This window comes from Sphingobium sp. PNB (genome assembly GCF_019873065.1).
Taxonomy (GTDB): Bacteria; Pseudomonadota; Alphaproteobacteria; order Sphingomonadales; family Sphingomonadaceae; genus Sphingobium; species Sphingobium fuliginis.
On the sequence record NZ_JAINEZ010000001.1, the window covers coordinates 43,027 to 66,418 of the forward strand.

Consider the following 23,392-nt stretch of genomic DNA (forward strand, 5'->3'; position numbering starts at 1 on the left):
CAGGAGTCGCGCCGAAATGGGAGAGAGCAGGCCATCCGCAGCCGCCATGCTGACAGGCTTCGGCAATCATTTCGCGACGGAGGCGGCGCCCGGCGCCCTGCCGGTGGGCCGCAACTCCCCGCAACACGCCCCCTATGGCCTTTACGCCGAACAACTGTCCGGCACCGCCTTCACCGCGCCCCGTTCGGAAAACCGGCGAAGCTGGCTCTATCGCCTGCGCCCAGCGGCCAATCACCCGCCCTACCGCCCCTATGAGGCCGAAACCCTCCTGCGCAGCGGCCCCTTCGACGAAGCCCCCCCGACGCCCAACCGCCTGCGCTGGGACCCCCTGCCGCTCCCCGAAAGACCGGTGGATTTCCTCGACGGCCTCATCAGCTATTGCGGCGCGGGCGACCCGGCGGCGGGCGAGGGCCTGGCCGTCCACCTCTACGCCGCCAACCGCCCGATGGAAAAGCGCGCCTTCACCAATGCCGACGGCGAAATGCTGATCGTGCCGCAGCAGGGCAGGCTGCGTCTCACCACCGAAATGGGCGTGATGGACGTCGCGCCGGAACAGATCGCGCTGATCCCCCGCGGCGTGCGGTTCAGGGTGGACCTGCCCGATGGAACGGCGCGGGGCTATGTCTGCGAAAATTACGGGGCCTTGTTCCGCCTGCCCGACCTCGGCCCCATCGGCGCCAACGGCCTCGCCAACGCCCGCGATTTCGAAACGCCCGCCGCCTGGTTCGAGGATGACGACAGCCCCCACGAAATCGTCCAGAAATTCGCCGGCCGGTTATGGACGACGACGCAGGACCATTCCCCCTTCGACGTGGCGGCCTGGCACGGCAATCTCGCGCCCTGCCGCTACGATCTTCGCCGGTTCAACACGATGAACACGGTCAGCTACGACCATCCCGATCCGTCGATCTTCACCGTGTTGACCTCCCCCAGCGACCGGGCGGGAACCGCCAATTGCGACTTCGTGATCTTCCCGCCGCGCTGGATGGTGGCGGAGGATACATTCCGCCCGCCATGGTTTCACCGCAATGTGATGAGCGAATTCATGGGCCTGATCCACGGCGTCTATGATGCCAAGGCAGGGGGCTTCGCGCCCGGCGGCGCGTCGCTGCACAATTGCATGGCGGGCCACGGACCGGACAAGGCCAGCTATGAAGGCGCGCTGGCCGCCGAGTTGAAACCGCACCGGATCAGCGACACCATGGCCTTCATGTTCGAAAGCCGCTTCGCCTTTCGCCCGACACGCTTCGCGATGGAAACGCCGCTGGGCCAGTTGGACTATGACGATTGCTGGTCCGGCTTCACCAAGGCGCAACTGCCGCAAGGGGCCGGTTCAAGAGAAGAGGAGGGGGCATGAGCTTCCCGCAGATCGACGAAACCCATGATCCCGCCCGGTCGAGCTGGGTCGAGGGAGCCGATGGCCATCCCGACTTCCCGGTCCAGAACCTGCCCTACGGCATTTTCTCGCCCCCCGGCGGCGCGGCGCGGGCAGGTGTGGCGATAGGGGAGCGGATTTTCGACCTGCGCGCCGCCGCCGAAGCGGGCCTGCTTCCCGCCGCGGCGGCCGCTGTCCTGCACGGAACCGCCCTCAATGCCCTGATGGCGCTCCCGGCGGCGGACCGGCTGGCGCTGCGCCGCTGGCTCAGCGCCCTCTTCAGCGATGAAGGGCAGCGCCACGCCGTCGAACCCCTGCTGCACCGGGCGGCGGACTGCGCGCTGCATTTGCCCGCCGCGATAGGCGATTATACCGACTTCTATGTCGGCATTCACCACGCCACCAATATCGGCAAGCTGTTCCGCCCCGACAATCCGCTGCTGCCCAATTATAAATATGTCCCCATCGGCTATCATGGACGGGCATCCTCCATCCGGCCGTCAGGCGTGCCGGTGATCCGCCCGCAGGGCCAGCGCAAGGCCCCCGATGCCGACGCTCCGGTGGTGGGGCCCAGCCAACGACTGGACTATGAGCTGGAACTGGGCATCTGGATCGGCGCGGGCAATGCGCTGGGGGAGCCTGTGCCGATTGCCGAGGCGGCGAACCATATAGCGGGCTTCTGCCTGCTCAACGACTGGTCGGCGCGCGACTTCCAGGCATGGGAATATGTGCCCCTGGGCCCGTTCCTCGCCAAGAATTTCCAGTCCACCATCTCCCCCTGGGTCGTGACGGCGGAGGCCATGGCCCCCTTCCGCATCGCCCAGCCTCCAAGGCCGCAGGGCGACCCGCAACCCTTGCCCTATTTGTGGGACGAACAGGATCAGGCCCATGGCGCGCTGTCCGTCGATCTGGAGGTCCATCTGTCGAGCGCAAACATGCGGGCGCTGGGCCTCGCGCCCATGCGCCTCTCGCGCGGCCCCGCTTCCTCCATGTACTGGACCGCGCAGCAGATCGTCGCCCATCATGCGTCCAACGGCTGCAACCTCAATCCCGGCGACCTGCTGGGGACGGGCACGCTCTCCGGCCCGACGCCGGACAGCTATGGCAGCCTCATGGAACTGACCGAGGGCGGCAAGACGAAGATCCTCCTGCCGACCGGTGAGGAACGCGCCTTTTTGCAGGATGGCGACGAACTGGCGCTGAAGGCGGTGGCGCGGGCGGACGGCTATGTCCCCATCGGCTTCGGGGAATGCCGCGCCCTGATCGAGCCGGCGCGATGAGCGCGCTCACCCTCCACGGCTATTGGCGTTCGACCAGCTCCTATCGCGTACGGATCGCGCTGAACCTGAAGGGCGTGGCCTATGATCAGGTCACGCACGACCTGCGCACCGGCGCGCAGCGGGAACCCGACTATCGCGCCCTGTCCCCGCAAGGGCTGGTCCCCGCCGTGGAGGCGCAGGGTTTTGCGTTCACGCAAAGCCCCGCCATTCTGGAGTGGATCGAGGAACGCTGGCCGCAACCGCCCCTGCTGCCGCCCGATGCGGAGGGGCGGGCGGTCGTGCGCTCCATGGCGGCGCTGATCGGTTGCGACATCCATCCGCTCAACAATCTGCGCGTCCTTCAGGCGCTGAAGCAGGACTTCGGCGCGGACCAGCCCGCCCTGGACACATGGATCGCCCGCTGGATCACGGACGGCTTCGCCGCGCTGGAGGCATTGGTGACGCGCCATGGCCGGGGCTTCGCCTTTGGCGATCGGCCGGGGCTGGCGGACTGCTATCTGGTGCCGCAACTCTATTCGGCGGAGCGCTTCCATGTCGACCTGTCCGCCTTCCCCGCCCTCGTCGCGGCGGGGGAAAAGGCGCGGGCGCTGGACGCCTTCGCAATGGCCCATCCGTCCGTCCAGCCCGACGCCGACCCATGAGCGAGGACGAACGGCTGACCGCGACCCCGCCGGGCGTGGCCCTGGCTCCACTCGACAGCATAGCGGACGGCAAGGCGCGCAATTTCGTGATCCAGATGCGCAAGGGCCGCTTCCACGGCTTCGTCCTGCGCATCGGAAACGAAGTCCGCGGCTATGTCGACCGCTGCCCCCATATGGGCCTGCCCCTGGCGCAGAAGCTGGACGATTATCTGACGCCCGACGGCGCCCTGATCGCCTGTAGCTGGCACGGCGCCCTCTTCGCGCCATCCGACGGCGCATGCCTGGGCGGCCCCTGCGCCGGGGCAGCGCTGACCCCTTGGCCCGTGACGGTCGAAGACGGAATGATCGTAACGGCAGTTTGATAGATAATCTCTATCAAACATGATCGTCTTCGATTTGACGCCACTCCCGCCAGAGCGCAGCATGGCGCGCAGGAAAGGGCGGAAAAGATGCAGCAGGAAGACGCAACGAGGCTGATAGAGGACTGGACCCGGACCCATGGCCGCACCCGCGACCGCCTGCTCCCGCTACTGCACATGTTGCAGGAAGAGATAGGCTTTATCGATGATGCAGCCATCCCCGCCATCGCCACCGCACTCAACCTCAGTCGCGCAGACGTTCATGGAGTTGTGACCTTCTACCATGATTTCCGCCGAACCCCCGCCGGCCGGCATGTCGTAAAACTCTGCCGCGCCGAAAGCTGCCAGGCCCGCGGCGCCACGGCAATCGAGAAGGCCGCAACCGATCGGCTGGGCGTCCCCATGGGCCAGACGCGCCCGGACGGACAGGTCACGCTGGAACCCGTCTATTGCCTCGGCCTGTGCGCCGTCGGTCCCAACGCCCTTGTCGACGGAAGGCCGGTCGCGCGGATCGATGCGGCCACGCTGGACCGGATCGCGCAGGAGATCGCGGCATGAAGCGGGTCTATGTCAGCCGGGACATGGCCTCCGTCGCCCTGGGCGCGGACGAGGTCGCCCACGCCTTCGAAGCCGCAGGATGCGAGGTGGTGCGCACCGGCAGCCGGGGACTCTTTTCCATCGAGCCCTTGGTCGAGGTCGAAAGGGAGGGGAAGCGGACCGGCTTCGGGCCGGTCGGACCGGCGGACGTCGCGGCCGTGCTGGACGGCAGCCATGAAGCGAGGTTGGGCGACGTCGCGGCCTTGCCCTTCTTCGCCGGGCAGCAACGCTTCACCTTCGCGCGCTGCGGAGTGATCGATCCGCTCAGCCTGAAGGACTATGCCGAACATGGCGGCTGGCGCGGGCTGGAAACGGCGCGCGGCATGACGCCCCAGGCGGTGGTGGATGCGGTGAAGGCATCCGGCCTGCGCGGGCGGGGAGGGGCGGGCTTTCCCACCGGCATCAAATGGCAGACGGTGCTGGATGCGGTTTCGGACGCCAAGTTCATCGTCTGCAATGCCGATGAAGGCGACAGCGGCACCTTTGCCGACCGGATGCTGGTCGAAGGCGATCCCTTCTGCCTGATCGAAGGAATGGCGATAGCCGGTCATGCCGCGGGAGCAAGCCACGGCTATATCTATATCCGCAGCGAATATCCCTTCGCCATCGCCACCATGCGGGAAGCGATCCAACTCTCCGCCGAACGGACCGCGCCTTTCACGCTCGAAGTGCGCGTCGGGGCGGGCGCCTATGTCTGCGGCGAGGAAGCTGCGTTGCTCGAAAGCATCGAGGGCAAGCGGGGGCAGGTGCGGGCAAAGCCGCCTCTCCCGGCGCTGGCGGGGCTGTTCGGACGACCGACGGTGATCAACAATCTGCTCAGCCTGGCGGCGGTTCCCTTCATTCTGGCGGAAGGGGCGAAGGCCTATGCGGACGTCGGCTTCGGCCGGTCGCGCGGCACCATCCCGGTGCAGCTTGCGGGCAATGTGAAGCATGGCGGCCTCTATGAGATCGGCTTCGGCATCACGCTGGGCGAACTGGTGAACGACATCGGCGGCGGCACGGCCAGCGGGCGGCCCGTCCGCGCGGTGCAGGTCGGCGGCCCCCTTGGCGCCTATTTCCCGCCCAGCATGTTCGATCTGCCCTTCGATTATGAGGCTTTCGCGCAGGCGGGGGGGCTGATCGGCCATGCCGGGATCACCGTGTTCGACGACAGCGTCGACATGGCGCATATGGCCCGCTTCGCGATGGAATTCTGCTCTGTCGAAAGCTGCGGCAAATGCACGCCCTGCCGGATTGGGTCGACGCGGGGCGTCGAGGTGATGGACCGGATCATCGCGGCGCGGGATAGCGCGACCGTCGTTCAGGCCGGGCGTAATTGGGAGGGGTATCTCCAGAAAGCGCTCAATTCCCGCACACCCGACCGGATCGATACCGGGCTGGAAGCGCAGACGGCGTTGCTGCGCGACCTTTGCGATACGATGAAATATGGCTCGCTCTGCGCGCTGGGCGGTTTCACGCCCTATCCGGTGCTGAGCGCGCTCGATCATTTTCCCGAGGATTTCGGTGCCAAGTCGCCGGTGAAGGAAGCTGCGGAATGAGCTACACACGCGAAACCGACCATGGAACGCCGCCCGCCATTGCGACGGGCAAGAGCGTGACCCTCACCATCGACGGCGATACCGTGACGATGCCGGAAGGCACGTCGATCATGCGGGCGGCGTCGCTGACCGGCTGTTCGATCCCCAAGCTGTGCGCGACCGACAATGTCGAAAGCTTCGGTTCGTGCCGCCTCTGCCTGGTCGAAGTGGAAGGACGCAACGGCTATCCCGCATCCTGCACCACGCCGATTGCCGAGGGCATGGTGGTGCGGACGCAGAGCGAGCGGCTGAAGCAGTTGCGGCGCGGGGTGATGGAGCTGTACATCTCCGACCATCCGCTCGACTGCCTGACCTGCCCGGCCAATGGTGATTGCGAATTGCAGGAGCAGGCGGGCGCCGTGGGCCTGCGCGACGTGCGCTATGGCTATGACGGCGCGACCAATATGGGGCAGGCGAAGGACCAGTCGAACCCCTATTTCGACTTCGATCCCAGCAAATGCATCGTCTGCTCCCGCTGCGTGCGCGCCTGCGACGAGGTGCAGGGCACGTTCGCCCTGACCATCGAAGGGCGGGGTTTCGATTCCAAGGTGTCGCCTTCGCAGGGGCAGGATTTCCTCTCGTCCGAATGCGTGTCCTGCGGCGCCTGCGTGCAGGCCTGCCCGACCGCGACCCTAACCGAGAAGAAGGTGGTGGAGATCGGCACGCCGGATCGCGCAGTCGTCACCACCTGCGCCTATTGCGGCGTCGGTTGCACCTTCCGCGCCGAGATGCGGGGCGAGGAGCTGGTGCGCATGGTGCCATGGAAGGACGGCAAGGCCAATCGCGGGCATAGCTGTGTCAAGGGCCGCTTCGCCTGGGGCTACGCCCAGCATCGCGACCGTATCCTCAAACCCATGATCCGCGCCTCCGTGAACGAACCCTGGCGCGAAGTGTCGTGGGAGGAGGCCATCGCCCATACCGCCAGCGAGTTTCGGCGCATCCAGGCCAAATATGGCACGCGCAGCATCGGCGGCATCACGTCCAGCCGCTGCACCAATGAGGAGACCTTCCTCGTCCAGAAGCTGATCCGCCAGGGTTTCGGCAACAACAATGTCGATACCTGCGCGCGGGTCTGCCATTCCCCCACCGGCTATGGGCTGAAGACGACCTTCGGCACCTCGGCGGGCACGCAGGATTTCGACAGCGTGATGCAGGCCGACGTGATCCTTGTCATCGGCGCCAATCCGACCGACGGCCATCCGGTCTTCGCCAGCCGGATGAAGAAACGGCTCAGGCAGGGCGCCAAGCTGATCGTCATCGATCCCCGGCGGATCGATCTGGTGAAGTCGCCCCATATGGAGGCTTCCCATCATCTGCCGCTCCGGCCCGGCACCAATGTCGCCATGCTGACGGCGCTTGCGCATGTGATCGTGACGGAAAAGCTCTATGACGAGGCGTTCATCCGCGATCGCTGCGATTGGGATGAATTTGCCGAATGGGCCGATTTCGTTTCCGAACCGCAGCGCTCGCCCGAAGCGGTCGAGCCCCTTACCGGCGTCGAGGCGACGGAGGTCCGCGCCGCCGCCCGGCTTTATGCGACCGGCGGCAATGGCGCGATCTATTACGGACTGGGCGTGACCGAGCACAGCCAGGGCAGCTCGACCGTGATGGCGATCGCCAACCTTGCCATGGCGACCGGCAATATCGGGCGCGAAGGCGTGGGCGTGAATCCCCTGCGCGGGCAGAATAATGTGCAGGGCGCCTGCGACATGGGCAGCTTCCCGCACGAATTTTCGGGCTATCGCCATGTCTCCGACGATGCGGTGCGCGGCCAGTTCGAACAGGCCTGGGGCGTCACGCTGGATGCGGAGCCGGGGCTGCGCATCCCCAACATGCTCGACGCGGCGACGGACGGCACGTTCAAGGGCATCTTCATCCAGGGCGAGGATATTCTCCAGTCCGATCCCAACACCCATCATGTCGCGGCGGGGCTTGCCGCGATGGAATGCGTCGTCGTGCAGGACCTGTTCCTCAATGAGACGGCCAATTATGCCCATGTCTTCCTGCCCGGATCGACCTTCCTGGAAAAGGATGGAACCTTCACCAACGCCGAACGCCGCATCCAGCGCGTGCGCAGGGTGATGGCGCCGCTCAACGGCCATGCCGATTGGCAGATCGTCCAGTTGGTCGCGCAGGCCATGGGGCTGGGCTGGTCCTATGCGCACCCTTCCGAAATCATGGACGAGATCGCCGCGCTGACGCCCACCTTCGCGGGCGTGCATTATGACCGGCTGGATGCAGAGGGATCGCTGCAATGGCCTGCCAATGATGCAGCGCCCGACGGCACGCCGACCATGCATATCGGCGGCTTCGTGCGGGGGAGGGGCAAGTTCGTCGTCACCGACTATGTGCCGACCGATGAGAAGACCGGGCCGCGCTTCCCACTGTTGCTGACCACCGGGCGCATCCTCAGCCAATATAATGTCGGCGCGCAGACGCGGCGGACCGCAAACGCGGCCTGGCATCCGGAGGACCGGCTGGAAATCCACCCCAACGATGCCGAAAATCGCGGGATCAGCGATGGCGACTGGGTCTCGCTCAAGAGCAGGGCCGGGGAAACCAGCCTGCGCGCCCTGATCACCGAGCGGGTGGCGCCGGGCGTGGTCTACACCACCTTCCATCATCCCGACACGCAGGCCAATGTCATCACCACCGACTATTCGGACTGGGCCACCAATTGCCCGGAATATAAGGTGACGGCGGTCCAGGTCATGCGCTCCAACGGACCGAGCGACTGGCAGCGCGACTATGCGGAGCAGGCACGGCACAGCAGGCGCATTGCGCCCTTGGAAGCGGCCGAATAGGATCGGGCGCATGAGCGATGAAAATGAAGTCATGTCGACCGAGGACCGCCTGATCTACATGGCGAACCAGATCGCCCGCAATGTCGCGGCGTTGGGCGAGGCGGAAGCTGTCGCCATGACGGCGGACCATATCCGCGCCTTCTGGGATCCGGCGATGAAGCAGCGCATTGCTTTGCTGGCGACCGCGCGTCCCGGCGCACTGTCTCCCATAGCCGCCGCCGCTGTCGGCCGGGTCGTGGCGCCTTGAGCGCCGCGCCCGAAGATCGGCCCTTCACCTTCAGGCACATAACGCCGGCAGGCCCCATCACCCCGGTGACGCGGGAATTGGCAGAGGAAGTGCCGATCGCCATCGAATTCAACGGCATCGGCTATGCCGTGCTGATGGCTACGCCCGCCGATGTGGAGGAACTGGTGCTGGGTTTCACGCTGGCGGAGCGGTTGATCGGCCGGGAAGATGCGCCGTTCGAGGTGGATGTGCATGCGACCGAACAAGGGATCATTGCCCGGGCGACCTTGCCGCAGGAGCGAACGGAGGCCTTGCTGAGCCGGGTGCGGCATCGCGCCTCGGAATCGTCCTGCGGAATTTGCGGGGTGGAGAATCTGGAACAGGCGATCCGGCCCCTGCCCTCCGTCACGGTTTCGTCACGGGCCGACAAACAGGCGGTTTTTCGGGCGCTGGGGGAATTGAAAGGACATCAACCGCTCAATGCGAGAACCGGCGCGGCCCACGCGGCCGCCCTGGTGGCGGCAGACGGCACGATCCGCCTCGCGAGGGAGGATGTCGGGCGGCATAATGCGTTCGACAAGCTGATCGGCGCGATGTGGCGGCGTGGATGGGCATGGGATGGCGGCTTTGCGCTGCTTTCCTCGCGCTGCTCCTATGAATTGGTGGAGAAGGCCGTGCTGGCGGACTGCCCCCTGCTGGTGACGATCTCCGCGCCGACGCGCCTTGCAGCCGAACGGGCGGCGGGGGCGGGGCTGGCTCTGGTGGCGCTGGCGCGCGCTGACTCCATCCTGTTATTCGGGGAAGGGGGGCTGGGCCTGGATCAGTAAAGGGGCGCCGGGCTTCTGCCGGGATACTGGTTTCGCGGGAATCCGGATGCGCTCCAGAGCCGGGCGCTAATTCGGCTGCCCGGCGGATCGGAAGCGCAGGCGGATCGTCCCGTTCGCCGGCACCGTCATGGCCCAGACCTGCTTGCCCGGCTTTTTCGTCAGGCGACCGCTGAAGCCGCTGAATAGCCGCCCGCCGTTCGTTGGAAAGTCGATCTCGAAACGGATGGGGAAGGGATTGGCGTTGCGCACGGCAAGGTTGTGATGGAGGATGCCCTTGCCCGCCTCTTCCTGTTCCGGTTCCAGTGTCAGGTTGCTGGCTTGCGCGAAGGACCATTCGACTTCCTCGTCGACGGTCTTGTCGCCTGTGGTGCTTTCCCCGACATACATGCGGCCCCAGGGGCTGTCCTGATAGAGAACCGCGCGTCCCGCCGGAAGGGGATCGCCCAGGCCATCCTTCCTGCCGTTGCGGAAGCGGAACAGCATCCGGGGATCGTCCGGCTCTTCCCACCTCATCTCCGTCCGATAGACCAGGCTGCCCTTCACCTTCTGCTTCACCAGAAAGGCCACCTGCTTCTGTGCACGGGCGGCGACGGTGACGGGAACGGGAATGCGGTACAGCTTGAGGTCGCCCAGATTTTCTGCCCTGGCGACCACGGCGACAGGAGCGGGGGCCGACAGCATGCCTTCCTGCCGCCGCTGGGCCGTCACGACAATGTCTTCGCCCGCCACCATCATGGCCATGGGCGGCGGTGCAGGCGGCGGCGGCGGCGTGCCGCTGCCCAGGTCGCTCGTCGTCCCGGCGGGCCAGCAGGCGCTGAACCTGTTCAGATAGCGGGCTTCTTCACGCGCCCTTTCGCCGCTGTCGTCGCGGCTGTCCTCCGAACGGTTCACCCTTCCGGCTATGGCGGAAGCGGTTGCATCGGCAAAGCTGGTGTCGTCCGCGCTCGCCAGCGTCAGCCAGCCGAGCAGGTCCAGCGACTGGCCGTCCGGGGCCAATGTGCCGACATAGGTCGCATCCCAGTCGAAGCCGGTGGCGATATAGGCCAGGGTGATCGTCGCAGGGCCGCCGGGCTGGTCCCTGGTCGTCATGGTCAGCACCGGCTTTGCGGAGAGGGTCGCGGGCGCCCCCGGATAGAGGAGCGTCTGGTGCAGTCCGGAGCAATAGAGCGCCTCCACGCCTCGCATGGTCGTCACCACCAGACGGTCGGCGGCGGATCGCACGGTCGCGCTTTCCTCGACCGTCCTGCCGCTCGCCGGGTCGGTGCGGCGAAGGATCACCCGTTGCCCGGTAAAGGCGTCAACCAGCCCCTTTTGCGACAGCAGCGCCGCGTCGCGATTGCGCTCCCGCGGGGGCGCGCCAAAGAGGATCGCCGATTGCGGCACGATGCCGCTCGCCACCCCCTCGAACCGGATCACGGCTTCGCCCGGCGGCAACATAACCGTGCGAGTCTCCGCGATCAGGGCGAAGGCGCCGGGCTGATCGCGGTCGAGCGGAGCCTCTCCCCGGTCCGGATCGCGGTAGAGCGTGACCGCCACCTTGTCCGGACCGCTGGAGATCACGACCGGCAACTGCGCCCTGGCGGCCAGGGGCGCCCAGAGCGGCATGATCATCAGCCACAGCCACAGGCGGGGCATGGCCGCGCTTACCAGGGGGTGAGGAAAGTGGCGGTCAGTTCGACCTTGCCATTGGCGGGCACCGGCACCACCCAGCGCCGCACGTCAGCCGTTTCCTGCACGCCGGGAATGCTCTCCTCCGGCACGCGCAGGTCGCGCCACCACCACCATTGGGACAGGCCGGACTGGACCACGTCGACATTCACCGGCACCGGCTTGGCATTGGTGACGATGTAGCGCATCCGCGTGCGAAAATATTTCTGCGGCCGCTCGACATAGCCTTCCGCCTTTGTGCCGTCGGGATAGGCGACGCGCCAGCGCTCGGTCTTCGTCCATTCGTCCGTCGTGATCGTGTCGCGCTGCTCGACCACCGGCTGCACCTTCACGTCGAAGGCGTCGCCCGTTCGCAGGGCGAGGGTGGAGCCGCCGGGCGTGTGCGGAATGCCGCTTTCCCCGATGAACTGGGCCTGCCCGCGCGCATCCCGCATATAGACGCGAACCGTGCCCGCAGGCAGGGCCGCGCCGATTCCGGACGCCTTGGCATTGGAGAATTTGAGCACCGATGCGGCGCTTTCCGCCTGGTCCTTGCTTTCCATCCAGTTGCTGCGGAACTCGTAACCGCGTTCCGCCGGCACGCCCGATGTGTCGAGGAAGCTCACCTGCTTGGTCTGGGCATTGGCGATCGTCGTGCGACCCTCGATCGGATAGACATGGAAGTCGCCCAGTTGCTCGCCGCCGCTCTCCGTGCCGGGCCGGTTTCCGCGAGGCTGGGGCCGACCGCCATTATAGCCGCCATAAGATTGCTGCACCTGTCCGACTTCCCCAGCGACCAGCAGGGCGCGGGCGTTGGCGAAAGTGGTGCCGGTGCTGTTGTTGAGCGTGATCCAGCCCTGCATGTCGAGCTTGCCCGCTTTCTCGTCGAACAGGGCGACATAGTCCGATTTCCAGCTCATGCCCGGCGTCAGGTAGCTCAGCGTCACCGGCCTTGCACCGCCCTGCGGCGCATCCATGGTGACGCTCAGCGTCGGGCGCGCGCGCAGATTGGGCGGAATGGAGGAGAAAATGACCCGCACAGGCAGACCATCGTCGCGCAGCACCTCGATCCGCTCACCGATCTTCAGCACCACGCCGCCATTGGCCGCGAGCACCATTGCCTGTTCCCGCGTTTCCGCGCCGGTGGCTGGGTTGGTGCGCAGCAGGGTGATCGTCTGGCCCACCGCCTTTTCCATCAGCGATGCGGGCGACAAAAGGTCATAGTCGAAATTCTGCTCGACAATGCCGATGCCTTCTCCCGACAATGTCACCGTTTCCGGGCGAATGCGCGCCGAGACATCGGGAAATTCCTGCCGGGAGCGTCCGGAGGGCAGGGTGATGCGGCGGACGTCCTGCACCAGCGCCAGATCGTTATTATAGATGGTGACGGACAGGTCGCCCTGGGCATTCGGCGCGGAAGGCTGAGCAAAGAGCGCCTGGGGAGCCAGGACCGCAACCGAGATTATCGCAGGACATATCAGACGCATGAAGCCCCCCTCCGCCAATCCTGCAAGACATGCCGCAAAAACAAAGGTCGTTCCAGAGGCATAATCCCGGAACGACCTTTGTCGCCTTTCAAGATGACGGTGGTGCAGGGCGGACAGGACTGCGCCATTCTTCCGCCCCGCTCGCGAAGGCGTCCAGCCCGCACCGGCCCGCCGCCCTTCCATCCGTTCGGATGCTGCGGAGGGAGGCGCCAGTCCGTCGCTCAATGCAGGCCCGAACCGCCGCCAGCCAGTTCCTTGGCGATGGTGCCGACCATGTCCTTGGCATCGCCGAACAGCATCTGGGTGTTGCTGTTATAGTAGATCGGATTGTCGATCCCGGCGAAGCCCGCATTCATCGAACGCTTGATCACGAAGACCGACTTGGCCCGATCCGCCTCGATGATCGGCATGCCCGCGATCGCGCTCTGCGGATCGTCGCGCGCCGACGGATTGATCGTGTCGTTGGCGCCGATGATCAGCGCCACGTCCGCCTGCGGCAGTTCGGGGTTGATGTCGTCCAGCTCGATCAACTGCTCATAGGGTACATTCGCTTCGGCCAGCAGCACGTTCATATGTCCCGGCATGCGGCCCGCGACCGGATGGATCGCGAACTTCACGTCGACGCCCTTCTTGGTCAGCGCCTGATACAGTTCGCTCACCTTGTGCTGCGCCTGCGCCACCGCCATGCCATAGCCCGGAATGATGACGACGCTGCTGGCGTTTTCAAGCTGCAACGCCGCTTCCTCGGCCGAGGCCGAACGGACAACGCGGTCGTCCTTGCCGCCCGCCGCGCCGGCCACGACCTTGCCGAAGCCGCCGAACATGACATTGGCGAAGCTGCGGTTCATCGCCTTGCACATGATGACCGCCAGGATGAAGCCCGACGCACCGTCCAGCGCGCCCGCCACGATCAGCAGCTTGTTCCCCAGGGCAAAGCCCATGGCGCTCGCCGCAAGCCCCGCATAGCTGTTGAGCAGCGCGATCACGGTCGGCATGTCCGCCCCGCCGATCGGGATCACCAGCAATATGCCGAACAGCAGCGCCAGCGCCACGAAGGCGGGGAACAGCCAGGTCTGCGTCGGATCGAGCGCGAGCATCGCGGCGATCACCAGCGCCGCCAGCGCCACGGCGCCGTTCACCACCCGCTGCCCGACGAAGGAGACGGGACGGCTGCCCATGATCTCCTGCAACTTCGCGAAGGCGATGACCGATGCCGTGCAGGTCAAGAAACCCAGCAGCATCTCGAACATCAGCGCCCACATGATGAAGCTGCCGGCATATTCGCCATGGGCGTGCTTGTAATATTCCGCCGCGCCGATCAGGCCCACGGCAAGCGCGCCGAAGGCGTGGGAGATGGCGGTCCGCTGCGGGATCGCCGTCATCGGCATCAGCAGCGCCATCGGGATGCCGGCGGCCGCGCCCGCGACCATGGCGATGAGGATCAGGTTGTAATCGACCACCTCATGCTGGACCAGCGCGCCGACGATGGCGACCAGCATGCCGATCTCGCCCGCGCGCACGCCCCGGCGGGCCGTCGACGGGTGGCTCATCCACATCAGCGCCAGGATGAACAGCGACGATGCGATGATCGCCGCAAAGGGTACGAATGCGTTCATCTCACTTCCCCCGCGGCTTGAACATCTTGAGCATGCGGTCGGTGATCATGAAACCGCTGACCAGATTGACCGTGGCGCAGAACACCGCGACGAAGCCCAGCGTCTTCGCCAGCGGCGTCGCGCCTTCCTCGCCCGTGATGCTGATCGCCCCCACGATCACCACCGCTGCGATGGCGTTGGTCAGCGACATCAAAGGCGAATGCAGCAGCGGCGACACCTTCTTGATGAGCTGAAAACCGACGAAGGCCGCCAGGATGAAGACGAACAGATAATCGGGATTAAGCGAACTCATGACAGTGCCCCCGTCAATTGAAGCAGCCTCTCGCTGACGACTTTCCCACCCTGCGTCACGCGGATGGCGTTGCCGATTTCCTCGTCCAGCACCGGCGCGTTCCGGTCCTTGTTCCAGAAGGCGGAGAGGAAGTTATAGAGGTTGCGCGCAAACAGGGCCGATGCGTCGGCGGCGAGGCGAGAGGGCACATTCTTGTGCCCGACGATCTTGACGCCGTGCCGTTCGACCACCTCGCCCAGCACCGCGCCCTCGACATTGCCGCCCTGCTCGACGGCCAGGTCGACGATCACGCTGCCCGGCTTCATCGACGCGATCTGCGCGTCCGAAATCAGGCGCGGCGCGGGCTTGCCCGGAATCAGCGCGGTGGTGATGACGATGTCCTGCTTGGCGATATGGCCGGACACCAGCTCGGCCTGCGCCTTTTGATAATCCTCGGACATTTCGGTGGCATAGCCGCCCTTGCCCTCGCCCTCGATGCCCGCGACGCTCTCGACGAAGATCGCCTTGGCGCCCAGGCTCTCGATCTGCTCCTTGGTCGCGGAGCGCACGTCGGTGGCGGAAACCTGCGCGCCCAGCCGCTTCGCGGTCGCGATCGCCTGCAGGCCGGCGACGCCGACGCCCATGATGAACGCCTTTGCCGGCGACACCGTGCCCGCCGCCGTCATCATCATTGGGAAGGACCGGCCATATTCGGCCGCCGCGTCCAGCACCGCCTTGTAGCCGGCAAGGTTGGACTGGGAAGAGAGAATGTCCATCGACTGCGCGCGGGTGATGCGCGGCATGAACTCCATCGCCAGCGCCTCGAAACCGGCGGCGGCATAGGCGTCGACCCGCGCCCGCTCGACAAAGGGGTTGAGGCCCGCGACGATCCACGCGCCGGGCTTGGCGCCCGCGATGCTGGCCACGTCCGGCCCCTGCACGCCCAGGATGATGTCGGCATCCGCCACAGTAGCGGCGCGATCCGCCACCGTCGCGCCCATGGCGACATAGTCCGCATCGGATATGGCGGCGGACAGGCCCGCGCCTGCTTCCACCGCGACTTCCGCGCCCAGCGCCTTGAATTTCTTGACCGTTTCCGGCGTGCCGGAAACGCGGCGCTCACCGGGCGCCATCTCTTTCACTATGCCGATCTTCACTGCATCCACCCTCGTCCCATGTTGGCAGGGCTCTGGCGCGGCCAAAAGCCGTCCTATCCTCAGCCCATACTAATATGCCCATTATCGACCCCTATGAATCGCAATACCGCCAAACCGGAAAGAATCAAACAAATAATATGCACATAATAGGGCGGGGTGTATGAGGAGTGCCCTTTTGCCGGCAAATTCGCTATGGGCGGTCGGACCCCAGACGAGGAGTAAGATGAGCATCCGCAAGCAGAATTCCCGCGAAGGACTGGTGACGGCGGCCGTGGCGAAGCTGCGTGACATGATCGTCGCCCAGCCGCCCGAAGCGCAGATCGGATCCCTGCCCGATCTGGCGAAGGCGCTGGGCGTGGGCATCGTCACCGTGCAGCAGGCGGCGCGCGTGCTGGAGCATGAGGGATTCCTGAAGGTGCGGCGCGGCCCCGGCGGCGGCTATTACGGCACCCGGCCCGATGCGGAGGGTTTGAGCCAGGCGATTTCCGGCTTCCTGGCGCTGCATCATTCGGCGCATCCGGAGGCCATCGACATCATCACCCTGCTCGACTGCGAATTGATGGCGGCGGCGGCGCGCGCCACGGACGAGGCGCTTCGGCAGGAGCTTGCGGCGCTGGTCAAATCCATCGACGGGCGCAATACGGCGCGGCAGCGCGGCGCATTCGACCAGAGCATGCTGGACATTCTCTACCTGATGGTCGACCGCCCGCTGATGGAACTGCTCTCCCGCGTGGCCGTGCACCATTATGCCGAATATCCGCGCGGGCCGGTCTATGGCGGAAGCGAGGGCAAGCAGCGCTGGAAGCGGGAAAGGCGCGCCATCATCGCCGCGATCCTCGACGGCGATCCGGAGCGCGCCCGCTTCGAAGCGCAACGGCGCCGACGGGAGATCATGCGCCAACTCGACGCGGCCATCTGAGGAGGCCGGATCGGGCAAAGATGAAGCGCCGGTCCCTTCATCGGGAACAGAGGCTTCGCGGGCATTTAAGGATGTGCTAGCGCCGCGACGATGACAAAGCCTGTGCCGCCTTCTGGACCGAATGACGAGCCATCGTCGCGCCGCCGCCAGATATTGGAGATCGCCGCCCAGCTATTCGCGAAAAAGGGTTATCGCGGTACATCCATGCGCGACATCGGGGAGCAGGCGGGCGTGCTGGGCGGTTCGCTTTACCATCATATCAGGTCCAAGGACGCCTTGTTCGTGGAACTGCACAATGCCGCGCTCGACAGGGCGGAGGAACGCATAGCCGCGGCCGTGCGGGCGCAATCCGATCCTTGGGCCCGGCTGTACGCGGCTTGCGCGACATTGTTGGACATCCAGCTTGCCCCCGGCTCCCTCACCACGCCGATGATGAACGACTTTCGGGAAGTGCCGGATGATGTCCGCGAACAGCTGATCGCGCGGCGCGACCGGTTCGAAGGGCTGTTTCGTTCGCTGGTCGAGGAACTGCCGCTGCCGGCCCCTATCGACCGGTCGATCTATCGCAACCTGCTTCTGGCGCAATTGAACGCCACCGCCGACTGGTACCGTCCCGGCAAGCTTGCTCCGGCGGAGATTGCGGCGCAGATCGTCGCCGTCTTTCGGCATGAATGATCCCCGCCCCGCCGGGGGAGGGCGTCCGCGTGCTAAAATTCGATGGAAATCTGCACCTTGAGCTTGCTCACCCCGGCCGCTTCGGCAATGCGCGTCTTCGCCTGATCGATGACCTCCTTCAGCGACCGGGCATAGGCCTCCGCGCCCGATGCGTCGGTTTCCCGAAGCGGCGGACGCCCCCTGCCGTACAGCAGCTGTTGCTCGGACAGGCCGAAGACCGCCGCAAGAATGCGCAGATTTTCCCTTCTCGGGGTCGTCCTGCCTGTCTCCCATCCCCAGATGGTGGGCTTGCTGAACCCCGTCCGCTCGGACAATGCCGTGCGGCTCAGCCCCTTTTCATGCCGCAGCCGGAGCAGGCGTTCGCCCAATCCTTCTGCGGCGGCTTCCTCCGGCGGATCGCCGGCAGGCTTCACATCGTCGCGGCCTGGACTGCGCAGCCTGATCGCGCTTACCGCGCCCTGGGGCAGCGACGTTTCGAAACGACAGCCGAACAGGGTCTCGTTCTGCCAGACGACGCGGGCCACGACCCGGTCGGCATTGGGCAGGGACAGCATGATGCTCTGCCCGATCTCCAGCGTCGACCTGGTCTCTATCAGCATGCCGGCGGTCGAGATGTCGTGGATCACCACATTCGTGCTCGCGCCGTCGGACGTGCCGGGAAGTTCCAGGCGAATGCGCCAACGCGCGGCGTCTCGCCTGTTTTCGGACTCGGGTGGCTGGTCGACGATCGCTGGTATGGGCATTTTCCGACTATTCGCACCGGTGGGTTTCCGGAATGTTAATAAGTCGGTCGTGGACCTTGGGGATTGCCAGATGGCAGGGGATGCGCCGCGATTGACTGTAACAGATGTTTGGTATAGCAGAGGCCCGCGATTTCCAGGAGAGTCCCGATGTTCAGCTATGTTCCCCCGATAGACGATTATCGCTTTCTGTTGACGGAGGTTCTCGGCTTCGACCGGACAATGGCGGGCATCGGAAAGGAGGTCGATGCCGACCTGGCGGTGGCCGTCCTGGAGGAAGCGGGCCGGATGTGCGCCGACCGGCTGCACCCGCTCAACCGCCATGGGGATGAGGAGGGAAGCCATCTCGTCGACGGATCGGTGAAGACGCCGGAGGGTTTTGCCGACGCCTGGCGGGACTTCGCGGCTGCGGGCTGGGCATCGCTATCGGCGGAGCCGGAATATGGCGGGCAGGGGCTGCCCTTCATCCTCCAGCTCTGGCTGGACGAGATGCTGTCGGCGGCGAACCTGTCCTTCGGCCTGTTCCCGGGCCTGACACGCGGCGCGTGCGAGGCGATCATCGCCCATGCCGGCGATTCGCTGAAGGCCACCTATCTGCCGCGCATGGTGAGCGGCGAATGGACCGGCGCCATGGCGCTCACCGAAAGCGGCGCGGGCACGGACCTGGCGCTGCTGAAGACCAAGGCGGCGCCCGGCGCCGACGGCAGCTACGCCGTCACCGGGCAGAAGATCTTCATTTCCTCGGGCGATCATGATTTCGGCGGCAACATCGTCCATCTGGTGCTGGCGCGCCTGCCCGATGCCCCGGCGGGGGTGAAGGGGATCAGCCTGTTCCTGGTGCCCAAATATCTGCCCGACGCCGATGGCGGCTTCACGATCCGCAACGCCATGTCGGTGGGCGCGCTGGAAAAGAAGATGGGCATCCACGCCCAGCCGACCTGCGTGATGAACTATGACGGCGCGACCGGCTGGCTGGTGGGGGAACCGAACAGGGGTCTGGCCGCCATGTTCACCATGATGAATGCCGAGCGTCTGATGGTCGGCATCCAGGGGCTGGGCATTGCCGGCGCAGCCTATCAACAGGCCGCCGGCTATGCGAAGGAGCGGCTCCAGGGACGCAGCGCCGATGGCGCGCGGGGTCCGGTGGCGATCATCGAACATGCCGATGTGCGGCGCATGCTGCTCAATATCCGGGGTTTTGTGGAGGCCGGACGGGCGTTGGCCGGGTGGACGGCCTTGCAACTCGACCGGGCGCATCATCATCCCGATGCCGCCCAGCGGGCGAAGGCGGATGCGCTGGTCGCGCTGCTGACGCCGGTGGTGAAGGCGGCCTTCACCGACTTCGGCTTCGAAAGCGCGGTGCAGGCGCAGCAGGTGTTCGGCGGGCATGGCTACATCCGCGAATGGGGCATGGAGCAATATGTCCGCGATGCCCGCATCGCCCAGATTTATGAGGGCACCAATGGCGTGCAGGCGATGGATCTGGTCGGACGCAAGCTTCCCATGGCGGGCGGCGCGGTGGTCGATGGCTTTTTCACCCTGGTGGACGCGGATCTGGAAGCTGGGGCGGGGCTGGACATTGCAGCGAAGACGGGCGACGCGCTCACCCTTCTGCGCGGCGTGACCGCGTCGCTGCGCGGCGCGGGGGTCGACGCAGCCGGAGCGGCGGCGGTCGACTATCTGCGCCTTTTCGCGCTGGTCTCCATGGGCTGGATGTGGACGCGCATGGCCACCGCCGCGCGGGGCGATGCGCCGCTGCATGCGGCGAAGCGCGCGCTGGCCGACTATTTCGCGCAACGGATGCTGCCGCAGGCCCAGGGGCTGGCAGCCGGCATCGCGGCGGGTGAGGCCACGATCATGGCGCTTGGCGCCGACGCCTTCTGAACGAAAGGATCATCATGGCCATCGAGATGACCCGGGCGGGTGCGACCATTGTCCTGCGCCTGTCCAACGGACCGGTAAATGCCCTTTCGGTGGGCAACGGCTTTGTCGAGGAACTGGGGGCGAAAGTCGGGGAAGCGGCGAGCGATCCCGCCTGCCGCGCCATCGTGATCGCCGGCGCCGGCCGGATGTTCTGTGGCGGCGCCGACATCGGCGATTTCGATGGCGATCCCGAGCAGGTCGACCGGCTGCGGCATCTGATTGCGACGGTCGAGGCGTGCGGCAAGCCGGTGATCATGGCGATCCACGGCATGGCGCTGGGTGGTGGCCTGGAACTGGCCATGGCGGGCCACTACCGCGTTGCCCAGGCGGGAAGCCGCCTTGGCCTGCCCGAAGTGACGCTGGGCCTGCTGCCCGGCGCGGGCGGTACGCAGCGCCTGCCGCGCCTGATCGGGGCAGGCGCCGCGCTCGACATGATGCTGTCGGGCAAGCCCGTGACGGCGGAGCGCGCATTGTCGGCGGGACTGGTCGATCAGTTGGTGGACGGCGATGTTGTGGAGGCGGCGCTGGAGGTGGCGCGCAACGTGCCTCCGCTGCGCCGTACGGGCACGCTGCCGGTGCCTGCCGACCTCGCCGGGGCCGTCGCGTCGCGCCGGGCGAAGCTGCGGGCCGGGCTGAGCCAGGCGCCTGCCCGGATCGTCGATTGCGTCGCGGCGCTGTCCGGCGATCTGGCCGCCGGTTTGGCCCTGGAAGCGGCGCTGTTCGGGGAATTGCTGCGCTCCGAGGCCTCTCGCGGCCTGCGTCACGCATTTTTCGGGGAGCGGACTGTGGCGCGCATTCCCGGATTGGCGCCGGACGTGCGCCCCCGTGACGTCGGTCATGTCGGTGTTGTGGGCGGCGGCCTGATGGGCACGGGCATCGCGCTTGCGCTGTTGAATGCGGGCCTGCCCGTAACGATGGCCGAACTGCGGCCCGAGGCGCTCGCCAAGGCGGAAGCCACCATCTGCAAGACGATCCAGCGCGATGTGGAGAAGGGCAGGATCGGTCAGGACGTGGCCGATGCGCGCATCGCCGCCTTCACGGCGGCGACCGAACTGGAGGCGCTCGCGGATGCCGATCTGGTGATCGAGGCGGTGTTCGAGGATATGGGCGTCAAGAAGCAGGTTTTTTCCGCGCTCGATGCGATCGCCCGGCCGGATGCGATATTGGCGAGCAACACATCGACGCTCGACCTCGACGCCATCGCCGCGCTGGTGGCCGATCCGTCGCGGGTCGTCGGCCTGCATTTCTTCTCGCCCGCCAATATCATGCGGTTGCTGGAAGTGGTTCGCGGCAGGGAAACCGCGCCGGATGTGCTGGCGACCGCGATGGCGCTGGGCAAGCGGATCGGCAAGGTCGGCGTCGTGTCGGGCGTGTGCGACGGCTTCATCGGCAACCGCATGTTCGAGGAATATCTGCGCCAGGTCTGGTTCATGCTGGAGGAAGGCGCGCTGCCGCAGCAGATCGACGCCGCCATGGAGCGGTGGGGCATGGCGATGGGACCGTGCCGGACGATGGATCTGGCTGGACAGGACATCGGCTGGGCGATCCGCAAGCGCCGTATGGCGGAACAGCCCGACCGGCCCTATTCGGGCGTGATAGACCGCATCTGTGAACTGGGGCGGTTCGGACAGAAGACGGGCAAGGGCATCTACGCCTATCCGGATGGCCGGACGGCGGAAACCGATCCGGAAATCACAAGGCTGATCGAGGATTACTCCGCCGAGACAGGCCTTGAGCGGCGCGCGATCAGCGATGAGGAAATCGTCGGCCGTTGCCTGCTGGCCCTGGTCAATGAAGGCGCGCGGATCGTGGAGGAAGGAATCGCCTATCGTCCCGTCGACGTCGACATGATCTACATCCATGGCTATGGCTTCGGCCGCGAACGCGGCGGACCGATGTTCCAGGCCGACATCATGGGCTTGTCCACCGTTCTGGACCGGCTTCGCGCCCTTGCCGCCGGCCGTAACGGCTGGGCATGGACGCCCGCCCCGCTGATCGAGCGGCTCGCTGCCGAGGGTGGGCGCTTCGGGGATCTCAACATTCAGGACAGGAACAGCATATGACGGATGTCTTTCTGGTATCGGCGGCGCGGACGGCCATCGGCAGCTTCGGCGGCTCGCTCAAGGATCAGAAGCCGGGCGAACTGGGTGCGCATGTGGCGCGGGCGGCGATCGAGCGCGCGGGGCTCGACGCAAGCCTGATCGGCAATGTCGTACTGGGCAATGTCATCCCTTGCGAGCCGCGCGACGCCTATGCCGCGCGCATAGCGGCGATCGGCGCGGGCATTCCGCAGGAAACTCCGGCGCACAGCGTCAACCGCCTCTGCGGATCGGGTTTGCAGGCGATCCTTACCGCAGCCCAGTCGATCATGCTCGGTGACTGCGACATCGCGCTGGGCGCGGGCGTGGAGATCATGAGCCGCGCGCCTTATTTCCTGCCCGCCGCCCGCTGGGGCCAGAAGATGGGCGATGCGGTGGTGCAGGACGGGTTGACCGGCGCGCTGACCGATCCCTTCCACGGCATCCATATGGGCGTCACGGGGGAGAATGTCGCTGCCCGCTACGGCATTTCGCGGGAAGACCAGGACGCGCTCGCCTATGAAAGCCAGAAGCGGGCGGCGAACGCCATCGCGCAGGGCTATTTCAGGGAGCAGATCGTGCCGGTGGAGGTGACGGTGCGGCGCAAGCCGGTGCCGTTCGACACCGACGAATTCGTGCGCGCCGATGCGGCCCCGGAGGATTTCAGCAAGCTGAAGCCCGTCTTCCAGAAGGATGGGACAGTGACGGCCGGCAATGCGTCGGGGATCAACGACGGCGCCGCCGCCGTGGTGCTGGCAAGCGGGGAGGCGGTGAAGGCGCAGGGATTGAAGCCGCTCGCGCGACTGGTCGCCTATGGCCATGCGGGGGTCGATCCGGCCTATATGGGCATCGGCCCGGTGCCCGCCACGCGCAAGGCGCTGGAGCGGGCGGGGATCGGCGTGGGCGATCTGGACGTGATCGAATCCAACGAAGCCTTTGCGGCGCAGGCTTGCGCCGTCTCGCGGGAGCTGGGCTTCGATCCGGCAAGGGTCAATCCCAATGGCAGCGGCATTTCGCTGGGCCATCCGGTGGGGGCGACGGGCGCGATCATCACCACCAAGCTGGTCTATGAACTGCAGCGCACCGGCGGCCGCCTGGGTCTGACGACCATGTGCATAGGCGGCGGCCAGGGCATCGCGGCTATCTGGGAACGGGTGTGAGGCCTGGCTCGCCCCTGGCCTGACGGAAGAACC

At 66.2% G+C, this 23,392-nt stretch carries 20 protein-coding genes; 14 read left to right on the top strand and 6 right to left on the bottom strand.

The window, feature by feature from the left end:
• Nucleotides 1-46 precede the first annotated feature (46 nt).
• The 9 genes from hmgA (at nucleotide 47) to fdhD (ending at nucleotide 9,686) form a co-directional block, all read left to right on the top strand.
• The gene (gene hmgA / locus K7W03_RS00180; RefSeq protein ID WP_103001853.1) at nucleotides 47-1,357 is read left to right on the top strand and encodes a homogentisate 1,2-dioxygenase; all 1,311 of its coding nucleotides are present in this window, start codon (nucleotides 47-49) and stop codon (nucleotides 1,355-1,357) included.
• Nucleotides 1,354-2,655, top strand: coding sequence for a fumarylacetoacetase (fahA, locus tag K7W03_RS00185; protein ID WP_222885173.1), 1,302 nt, complete (start codon nucleotides 1,354-1,356; stop codon nucleotides 2,653-2,655). Before hmgA ends, fahA begins: the two co-directional genes overlap by 4 nt.
• Nucleotides 2,652-3,296 carry a maleylacetoacetate isomerase gene (maiA, locus tag K7W03_RS00190; RefSeq protein WP_222885174.1) on the top strand — a complete coding sequence of 215 codons (645 nt, stop codon included), beginning with the start codon at nucleotides 2,652-2,654 and terminating at the stop codon, nucleotides 3,294-3,296. The genes fahA and maiA overlap by 4 nt, the downstream gene beginning before the upstream one ends.
• Nucleotides 3,293-3,658: a Rieske (2Fe-2S) protein gene (locus K7W03_RS00195; RefSeq protein ID WP_222885175.1), complete on the top strand. Its 366-nt coding sequence runs from the start codon at nucleotides 3,293-3,295 to the stop codon at nucleotides 3,656-3,658. The genes maiA and K7W03_RS00195 overlap by 4 nt, the downstream gene beginning before the upstream one ends.
• A gap of 87 nt (nucleotides 3,659-3,745) precedes the next feature.
• Nucleotides 3,746-4,213: a formate dehydrogenase subunit gamma gene (locus K7W03_RS00200; RefSeq protein WP_222885176.1), complete on the top strand. Its 468-nt coding sequence runs from the start codon at nucleotides 3,746-3,748 to the stop codon at nucleotides 4,211-4,213.
• Nucleotides 4,210-5,790 (top strand): NADH-ubiquinone oxidoreductase-F iron-sulfur binding region domain-containing protein, encoded by a 1,581-nt coding sequence (locus K7W03_RS00205; RefSeq protein ID WP_222885177.1) that lies wholly within the window; start codon nucleotides 4,210-4,212, stop codon nucleotides 5,788-5,790. The genes K7W03_RS00200 and K7W03_RS00205 overlap by 4 nt, the downstream gene beginning before the upstream one ends.
• Complete coding sequence (fdhF, locus tag K7W03_RS00210; RefSeq protein ID WP_222885178.1) at nucleotides 5,787-8,633, top strand: formate dehydrogenase subunit alpha; 2,847 nt, start codon at nucleotides 5,787-5,789, stop codon at nucleotides 8,631-8,633. Before K7W03_RS00205 ends, fdhF begins: the two co-directional genes overlap by 4 nt.
• Nucleotides 8,634-8,643: 10 nt before the next feature.
• Entirely contained in the window at nucleotides 8,644-8,880 is a 237-nt protein-coding gene (locus K7W03_RS00215; RefSeq protein WP_222885179.1) for a formate dehydrogenase subunit delta, read from the top strand.
• Entirely contained in the window at nucleotides 8,877-9,686 is an 810-nt protein-coding gene (fdhD, locus tag K7W03_RS00220) for a formate dehydrogenase accessory sulfurtransferase FdhD (protein ID WP_222885180.1), read from the top strand. The genes K7W03_RS00215 and fdhD overlap by 4 nt, the downstream gene beginning before the upstream one ends.
• Before the next feature lie 66 nt (nucleotides 9,687-9,752).
• On the opposite strand, the gene K7W03_RS00225 is transcribed toward fdhD, so the two are convergent.
• From K7W03_RS00225 to K7W03_RS00245, 5 genes are all read right to left on the bottom strand, one after another.
• The gene (locus K7W03_RS00225; RefSeq protein WP_222885181.1) at nucleotides 9,753-11,321 is read right to left on the bottom strand and encodes a DUF4139 domain-containing protein; all 1,569 of its coding nucleotides are present in this window, start codon (nucleotides 11,319-11,321) and stop codon (nucleotides 9,753-9,755) included.
• A gap of 8 nt (nucleotides 11,322-11,329) precedes the next feature.
• Nucleotides 11,330-12,820: a DUF4139 domain-containing protein gene (locus K7W03_RS00230; protein ID WP_222885182.1), complete on the bottom strand. Its 1,491-nt coding sequence runs from the start codon at nucleotides 12,818-12,820 to the stop codon at nucleotides 11,330-11,332.
• Nucleotides 12,821-13,041: 221 nt separating this feature from the next.
• A complete protein-coding gene (locus K7W03_RS00235; protein WP_044661092.1) occupies nucleotides 13,042-14,436 on the bottom strand; it encodes an NAD(P)(+) transhydrogenase (Re/Si-specific) subunit beta in 1,395 nt (464 codons plus the stop codon).
• A 1-nt stretch (nucleotide 14,437) separates the two neighbouring features.
• Nucleotides 14,438-14,728, bottom strand: a complete 291-nt coding sequence (locus K7W03_RS00240; protein WP_025549500.1) for an NAD(P) transhydrogenase subunit alpha — start codon at nucleotides 14,726-14,728, stop codon at nucleotides 14,438-14,440.
• Complete coding sequence (locus K7W03_RS00245) at nucleotides 14,725-15,864, bottom strand: NAD(P) transhydrogenase subunit alpha (protein WP_222885183.1); 1,140 nt, start codon at nucleotides 15,862-15,864, stop codon at nucleotides 14,725-14,727. The genes K7W03_RS00240 and K7W03_RS00245 overlap by 4 nt, the downstream gene beginning before the upstream one ends.
• 223 nt (nucleotides 15,865-16,087) lie before the next feature.
• On the opposite strand from K7W03_RS00245, the gene K7W03_RS00250 reads away from it, so the two are divergent.
• Together K7W03_RS00250 and K7W03_RS00255 are read left to right on the top strand one after the other, a co-directional pair.
• Nucleotides 16,088-16,783, top strand: a complete 696-nt coding sequence (locus tag K7W03_RS00250; RefSeq protein WP_025549502.1) for an FCD domain-containing protein — start codon at nucleotides 16,088-16,090, stop codon at nucleotides 16,781-16,783.
• 90 nt (nucleotides 16,784-16,873) lie between these two features.
• Nucleotides 16,874-17,458, top strand: a complete 585-nt coding sequence (locus tag K7W03_RS00255) for a TetR/AcrR family transcriptional regulator (RefSeq protein WP_025549503.1) — start codon at nucleotides 16,874-16,876, stop codon at nucleotides 17,456-17,458.
• A 32-nt stretch (nucleotides 17,459-17,490) separates the two neighbouring features.
• Here the strand turns inward: K7W03_RS00255 and K7W03_RS00260 are convergent, their stop codons facing one another.
• Entirely contained in the window at nucleotides 17,491-18,201 is a 711-nt protein-coding gene (locus tag K7W03_RS00260) for a helix-turn-helix domain-containing protein (RefSeq protein ID WP_222885184.1), read from the bottom strand.
• A 147-nt stretch (nucleotides 18,202-18,348) separates the two neighbouring features.
• Here K7W03_RS00260 and K7W03_RS00265 point away from each other — a divergent pair, with 147 nt between their 5' ends.
• The 3 genes from K7W03_RS00265 to K7W03_RS00275 are packed head-to-tail and all read left to right on the top strand — an operon-like array spanning nucleotide 18,349 to nucleotide 23,359.
• Nucleotides 18,349-20,082: an acyl-CoA dehydrogenase family protein gene (locus K7W03_RS00265; protein WP_222885185.1), complete on the top strand. Its 1,734-nt coding sequence runs from the start codon at nucleotides 18,349-18,351 to the stop codon at nucleotides 20,080-20,082.
• Between the two features lie 14 nt (nucleotides 20,083-20,096).
• A complete protein-coding gene (locus tag K7W03_RS00270) occupies nucleotides 20,097-22,184 on the top strand; it encodes a 3-hydroxyacyl-CoA dehydrogenase NAD-binding domain-containing protein (protein ID WP_222885186.1) in 2,088 nt (695 codons plus the stop codon).
• Nucleotides 22,181-23,359 (top strand): acetyl-CoA C-acyltransferase family protein, encoded by a 1,179-nt coding sequence (locus K7W03_RS00275; protein WP_048576898.1) that lies wholly within the window; start codon nucleotides 22,181-22,183, stop codon nucleotides 23,357-23,359. Before K7W03_RS00270 ends, K7W03_RS00275 begins: the two co-directional genes overlap by 4 nt.
• The last annotated feature ends 33 nt before the right edge of the window (nucleotides 23,360-23,392 follow it).